The following is a 6,313-nucleotide window of genomic DNA, read 5'->3' as shown; positions in this document are numbered from 1 at the left end:
TCGACAGCCAACCCTGGTTGTCATACGCGTATTCCGTGCGCGTGCCATTGCCCAGCTCCACACGCGTGCGACGGTTCAGCGCGTCGTAGCTGTATTTCGCCAGGCTCGTCGTGCCGTTCTCCAGCAACTGCGACGGCCGGCCATAGCCGTCGTACGCGATCCCTACGTGGAAACCATCCGGCCATCCGTCTCTGCGTCAACCTGATTGGCCAGTGATTCAAGGGTCCGCGAAAATTGCCGGAAGTGCTCGGCGGTCGGGTCGCGTCTCCCGGCAAGTTGCTGACCGCCAGAAACGCAGGTTTGAAGAGCACCTTTGCGATCGCCGAGAAGCCACTTTTGCGCTTCGCGACCAAATTACATTCGTGTCCCACGTGTACTACCCGAAGTCGCTCGCGTTGCCCATGCCCGTGCGGCCTTCCAGCGGGTAGCTCGTACGGTAAAGCCGGTCGACCGTCAGGAAGCTCAGTTACACGCCGTCATCCGTCCGGGCCGGCCATACTCAAAACGCGTCGCAAAACCGACAGGACGACAGGATCGATCGCGCCAATCTGATTGTCGTTCCCGTCGTATGCGTCACCGAGGATCTTCTGCGCACTCACAACGTCTTGGAGGCGGTCGTTCGCGTCGGTCATGTCAAGCTTCGCCTCGCGTAGTTCTCTCCCCGAGTTAAGCGTTCTCCGTGCTTGGCACCCTCAACAACGACGCCCGCACATGGCACGCGTCAGAACAACTCTCTATGACTAAATTATCCTGCCTCTATGCAGCTCACATACGAGGAAATGTCCACCACTTTTTGGGAAGAAAAATTCATCTCTTCAAGCGACACAGCCTTTGCCAATTCCGCCAAATCGGGGGCATATAGCAATGAAATATCAGAAATTGGATTAGTCGGAATTGCCACCAACTCATATGCACGCAAAGCCGACTGTTCGGATCGCTCAATATCCGTCCAATCAAAAACAAACAAACCTCGCTCGGCCAAATCGACAAAATCATCGGGCCGCTTGACTGACACGAGAAGTTGAGCCCTCGAAACAATCGGCAGCTCACAAAGCCGGCCTTCAATATCATCGATATTAATACGTTCAAAATCAAATGTTACTTCAGGAATTGGCCCACACCCCGCAGTAATGAATGCACCTATATTTCCTTCACAATCAGATGCCAACCAGACACAATCGACACCTTCCGGATATGATCGCATGCTCATTTTCAATTCCTCATTGACCACTCCGTAGCTGTATTTCGCCAGGCTCGTCGTGCCGTTCTCCAGCAACTGCATATGTTTAATAAAATTCTTGATCACCCAAACTGCCACCCCAGAAATTAATCATCAATTTTCCACTGTATTTTTTTCACCATCAGGCAACCCCTTAATCTGGATAGCCAAATTCGCCCGAATCCGCATAGCCTCTACCGCATTCGCGGCATATAAATTATCTACGGAAAAATTCCCCCCGGTCACAAATGGTATCTTTGGCACAAGTCGCGCACCAAGCGTCAACATCCCTTCAGATTTTTGCCACTCATGGGCCAATGGATACCCCGTTATATACTCACAATCTTCCAGAATGAGTTTCGCCCACCCCTCCAAATCATGCGCCAGATGCTCAAAATTGGCAGTTTCCGGATCAAACGAATACACACCATCCGCTCTAATACAAAACTGACCACCAAAAATATCTTCCGCAAAGAACACAGCGCCCTCCGCCAAGTCTTGGTATGCGCCAACCCAGAGGTCTGGAGCATTCCACTCGACCACACCAATCTCGTCACCAATGGAATGGGACGGCAAAACGTGGAGCGCCGACTCAAACGCATAGAACCCGTTTTTTCGCTCAAGCAACGCGAGCAAATCTTTCGATACTGCCCCAATCATGCCAAGCTCCTCCCGTGGCAGCGTTAAAGACAATGAAGCACTCCCAATATCTACCAGCTTTTCTAGAAATTTTCCCATTTGCCAATCCGTTATACGTATGTTGACTTGTGTACCGTTTGGCAACCCTCGACATTGGGCGCCAATACATGATCCAGCTCCACGATTATCCGCCGGACTGATAGGACGAACAGACGCCCCTACTCCTTCTTCCTTAAACATCGCTGGCGGATACTCGTCCCGGTCCCTACCTGGTACACGATTAGTACCTCTCGGCGAGTTTCGCCGATTTGCCGCCGCCCCAACTCGATCAATTGCCAGAGCTGAGGGTTTTCCAGCGTTTTGGGCAGTCTCAAATGGAGCCATAGCCGTTTAATAGCTCGGCCCACTCGCGAACTCCGCACGACTGAACTCAAACGCGGTCGCACTCCCCAGCGTCGAGTTATTAAACGCCTTGGCCGACGCCGCCGTAAGCCCACTCGGATCAGTCAGGTTGACCGGATTGTTCCCGACATACGCATACCAGTTCAGATTGGTGGAGAAAATCCGCCAGGAAAAACAGTCTGATCATCAAATAGAGCTCCTTCAAAATCGGCATCAGCTATTCGTGTGCAGATCATGTTTGCCCCCCTGAGGTCCGCGCCTCTAAAGCTAGCAAACCCGACGTCCGCACCGTTGAGATTTGCATCGCGCAAATTGGCACCGGAAAAATCCGCCCCAATCAGCTTGGAATCAACTAGAATGGCGCCTTCTAGATTGGCTATATCCAGTGCAGCATTCATCATCTTTGCGCGCTCGAACTTGGCCTGCTTCAAGATTGCCCCTGTGAAAAGAGCCCCACGCAGATCTGCGTCTACGAAAACAGTATCGGTAAGATCCTGCCCTTCGAATATCGCTCGATGAAGATTTAAGCCGTTTAACTTCGCACCACGAAGCGTCTGCGCGTCAATCTCAACAGTAACGCCGGTTTGACAAACAATAAAAATCATCGATTACCCCAATCACTAGGATCAATTTTTAGGTTCTGTACAGGTTGAGTTCTTCCAGCTTGGCCAGGAGAAAGGGTGCCGGCCGTTTGAGCTGGCTCTCTACCCACAAGCCTTCCCGCAACGTATCGATGATTGCCGTCGACGATAACCTTACCATCGACCTTGATTGCGGGTGCAACTTCACCAGCCTCCAGGCGGCGAACATAGTTTTCAACTGCAGGCTTTGAAATGGCACCTTGGGCGGTCTTCAGTTCGGAGCCCTTCAGAGCGGCACGAATCGCATCATCAGTAACAGCAACTCCCTTCTTCGCTGCCCCCATCCCCTTGACGACACCAAGCGCACCCACTGCTGCGGCGCCAGCCGGAAGTCCATCCAAGATCCGTGAGGCAGATTCAACCACTCCATCGGACTTGAATCCGGCGACGGACGCGTTCCACCAATTTCCTATTGTTTGCGTCAGGTTGCTACTTGAGCACCCCTCCATCCCTGTCGGATCGGCAAGGTTGATCGGATTGTTCCCAACATACGCATACCAGTTCAGATCATCCTTATACCCGATCGGATCCGTCTGCAGGAACCGCCCCAACCCCGGCGAGTACATCCGCGCCTTGTAGTAATACAGCTCCAACGGCGCCAGATACTGCTGCCCCGTATAACCGAACCGCGACGCCAGCGTCCCATTCGTCTCCCCGAACGGCCCATACGCCTGGCTGCTCGTCGTCGCGCCGCTGCCATTCGCCAGCGCCACCACACTGCCCTGCTGGTTCGCATACAGCCAGCTCTTCGCCGCCGTACCCGCCCCTTCATACTGCACCAGCGGTTCATCAATCCCGGGACCAAACACGTAACGCCGCACCAGCTTGCCGCCGCCGTCGTATTCACCCACCAGCTTCTGACCGTCGTACAACAATGCCGTATCGACGCCATTGATACTCGTCTTGACCAGTCGACCTTCCGGGTCGTACGTCAATGCCGCGCTCGTGCCCGAACGGCTTGCCGTCTTCAGCCGGTTATCCAGGTCATACGTATACGTCCACGCCCCGTCGCTCGTCAGGTTGCCGTTGCGGTCATATCTCACCGCCTTCCCGGCTACCCCCGTGTACTGGTTCAGCGCGTTCGTCGCGTACGTATTCGACACCGCCACAGGCACCCACCCGTACCGGTTGTTCGACACGCTCGACTGCTTGACGTCCCCCAACCGGTTACGCGTAAAGCTCGACAGCCAGTCCTCCGCGCTGCTCGTGAAGCGGTGATTCTGCGTCGACAGCCAACCCTGGTTGTCATACGCGTATTCCGTGCGCGTGCCATTGCCCAGCTCCACACGCGTGCGACGGTTCAGCGCGTCGTAGCTGTACTTCGCCAGGCTCGTCGTGCCGTTCTCCAGCAACTGCGACGGCCGGCCATAGCCGTCATACGCGATCCCTACATGGAAACCATCCGGCCATGCAACATCCGTCACGTTGCCCGCCGCGTCGTAGCGGTAGCTCAGCGTCCGGCCCGCCGCGCTCGTCTGCGTCAGTTGACCCAACCCGTCGTAGCTGTTCGTCACCGTCTGGCCGCCATCGCTGTACTGCGATGCCGTCTTCAGGCCGCGCAAGTCATAGCTGTACTGAACGTTACCCACGCCTCCAGGGAACGTCCGTGTACTCACGCGATTCAACGCATCGAACGTCTGCGATACCGTCTGGCCGTCACGCTTGCGCTGCGTGACCAGATTGCCGTTCCCATCCCACGCGTACTGCTCGAAGTCGTTCGCGTTGCCCATCCCAGGACGACCTTCCAGCGGGTAGTGCGTCCGGTAAAGCCGATCGTGACCGTCGTACAGGTTGACCGTCGTATTGCCCTTCGCGTCGGTCGTCGTCGCCACCGTCCCGTTCGGGTTGTACGCATAGCTCACGTACGTCTGCTCCAGACCCGTACCCACTGCCTTGCGCATGCCCCCATCAAAGGCTCTTATTCATCCATGAAATCAATCTTTTTCGATCTTCATCACCTCAATTCCCCCATCCTTTTCCACCCAAACCTCCTCATTCCCAGAGGAATCAATCATGAAACCGGATCCAGGCGGCATTCTAAGAAATTTAATCGCACTCGGAAGCACATCACCCAAATGCTCCGTATGAATTGGTTTGAACTTACGATCTTGCGCGGACGAATTTCCACAATAAAAATACCAACTTATTTTCTCCCCCTCTGCCAACATCACTCGCTCCCCATGCACTGGGAATTTACCGAGCGTTTCGAAAGCGACCGCAACCATCCCCTCAGGCCCCACCTCAGAGAGACCATATATAGCACAGGTCTCTCTTTGCAAATTTTGCAATGCAGACCATTCATCCGTCGTCACGATCAACCTCCATCAAGTCGAGATACCCCGCCACAAGCGGCGGGGAAAATATTTATTTCATTTAACGAAAAAATAATTTTATCCAATCATCTAATTCTAGAATCCAGACCCACTCTTTTTCATTCCAGACAACATTCCATCGCCCAAAGAATTCGACGAAAGCGGCCACGAGACGAACCCAATCGGATCGTTTTTTACGTCGTTCCACAATGCTGCTGCTGCATTCGCCGCAGTCGAAGCTACCGCCCCTGCAACACCTGCCACTGTGTTTTTCGCTCTTGCAACGGCCGACAAAATCCCTCCTTGGGCATTAGAGCAAGTCAAGCAACTCGGATAAAGCCGCTGGGCTTCGCCAGGAGCAGCCAATGACGTAGGATTAATATGATCTCCCACAGGCAAGCCCGATTTAGTTCCAAAATCCTTAGTGCCGCAGATATGGCAAGGATCCCCCTGCCTTGCAAGTGCTTCTCTTTCCGCCTTGGTCACGCGAGTTCCTGTCGCCGCTACGCCATCCCCGGCATGCGGCCCCGGCTTAAACGTCTTAATAATCGCTTTTACAACTTCCGTAACTGCCGCTTCACCGCTCGGATCCGTCAGATTGATCGGATTGTTCCCAACATACGCATACCAGTTCAGATCATCCTTATACCCGATCGGATCCGTCTGCAGGAACCGCCCCAACCCCGGCGAGTACATCCGCGCCTTGTAGTAATACAGCTCCAACGGCGCCAGATACTGCTGCCCCGTATAACCGAACCGCGACGCCAGCGTCCCATTCGTCTCCCCGAACGGCCCATACGCCTGGCTGCTCGTCGTCGCGCCGCTGCCATTCGCCAGCGCCACCACACTGCCCTGCTGGTTCGCATACAGCCAGCTCTTCGCCGCCGTACCCGCCCCTTCATACTGCACCAGCGGTTCATCAATCCCGGGACCAAACACGTAACGCCGCACCAGCTTGCCGCCGCCGTCGTATTCACCCACCAGCTTCTGACCGTCGTACAACAACGCCGTATCGACGCCATTGATACTCGTCTTGACCAGTCGACCTTCCGGGTCGTACGTCAATGCCGCGCTCGTGCCCGAACGGCTTGCCGTCTTCA

7 protein-coding genes are annotated in these 6,313 nt (G+C 54.7%); all 7 read right to left on the bottom strand.

The features are described from left to right. Positions 1 to 476: 476 nt before the first annotated feature. Entirely contained in the window at positions 477 to 632 is a 156-nt protein-coding gene (locus HWX36_RS36470) for a hypothetical protein (RefSeq protein WP_175958542.1), read from the bottom strand. A gap of 113 nt (positions 633 to 745) precedes the next feature. Continuing rightward, a complete protein-coding gene (locus HWX36_RS36465; protein WP_175958541.1) occupies positions 746 to 1,306 on the bottom strand; it encodes a hypothetical protein in 561 nt (186 codons plus the stop codon). A gap of 27 nt (positions 1,307 to 1,333) precedes the next feature. After that, positions 1,334 to 2,242, bottom strand: a complete 909-nt coding sequence (locus HWX36_RS37730) for a NucA/NucB deoxyribonuclease domain-containing protein (RefSeq protein ID WP_208457844.1) — start codon at positions 2,240 to 2,242, stop codon at positions 1,334 to 1,336. A 161-nt stretch (positions 2,243 to 2,403) separates the two neighbouring features. Continuing rightward, the gene (locus tag HWX36_RS36450) at positions 2,404 to 2,865 is read right to left on the bottom strand and encodes a pentapeptide repeat-containing protein (RefSeq protein ID WP_175958540.1); all 462 of its coding nucleotides are present in this window, start codon (positions 2,863 to 2,865) and stop codon (positions 2,404 to 2,406) included. Then, on the bottom strand, positions 2,862 to 4,802 hold the full coding sequence (locus HWX36_RS36445; protein ID WP_175958539.1) for an RHS repeat-associated core domain-containing protein: 1,941 nt from the start codon (positions 4,800 to 4,802) through the stop codon (positions 2,862 to 2,864). The genes HWX36_RS36450 and HWX36_RS36445 overlap by 4 nt, the downstream gene beginning before the upstream one ends. Positions 4,803 to 4,835: 33 nt before the next feature. Then, entirely contained in the window at positions 4,836 to 5,213 is a 378-nt protein-coding gene (locus HWX36_RS36440; RefSeq protein WP_208457843.1) for a hypothetical protein, read from the bottom strand. Positions 5,214 to 5,309: 96 nt separating this feature from the next. Continuing rightward, positions 5,310 to 6,313: RHS repeat-associated core domain-containing protein (locus tag HWX36_RS36435; protein ID WP_208457842.1), on the bottom strand; the 1,004-nt coding region annotated here is incomplete at its 5' end.

Source organism: Burkholderia sp. BCC0405 (assembly GCF_902833075.1).
Taxonomy (GTDB): domain Bacteria; phylum Pseudomonadota; class Gammaproteobacteria; order Burkholderiales; family Burkholderiaceae; genus Burkholderia.
The sequence above is the reverse complement of the archived record's forward strand: the minus strand, read 5'-3'. Positions and strand labels throughout refer to the sequence as shown.

Excerpts from the sequence above, each read along its gene's own strand:
- HWX36_RS36470 (WP_175958542.1), bottom strand. The coding sequence starts at position 632 with ATGACCGACGCGAACGACCGCCTCCAAGACGTTGTGAGTGCGCAGAAG.
- HWX36_RS37730 (WP_208457844.1), bottom strand. The coding sequence starts at position 2,242 with ATGGCTCCATTTGAGACTGCCCAAAACGCTGGAAAACCCTCAGCTCTG.
- HWX36_RS36450 (WP_175958540.1), bottom strand. The coding sequence starts at position 2,865 with ATGATTTTTATTGTTTGTCAAACCGGCGTTACTGTTGAGATTGACGCG.
- HWX36_RS36445 (WP_175958539.1), bottom strand. The coding sequence starts at position 4,802 with ATGCGCAAGGCAGTGGGTACGGGTCTGGAGCAGACGTACGTGAGCTAT.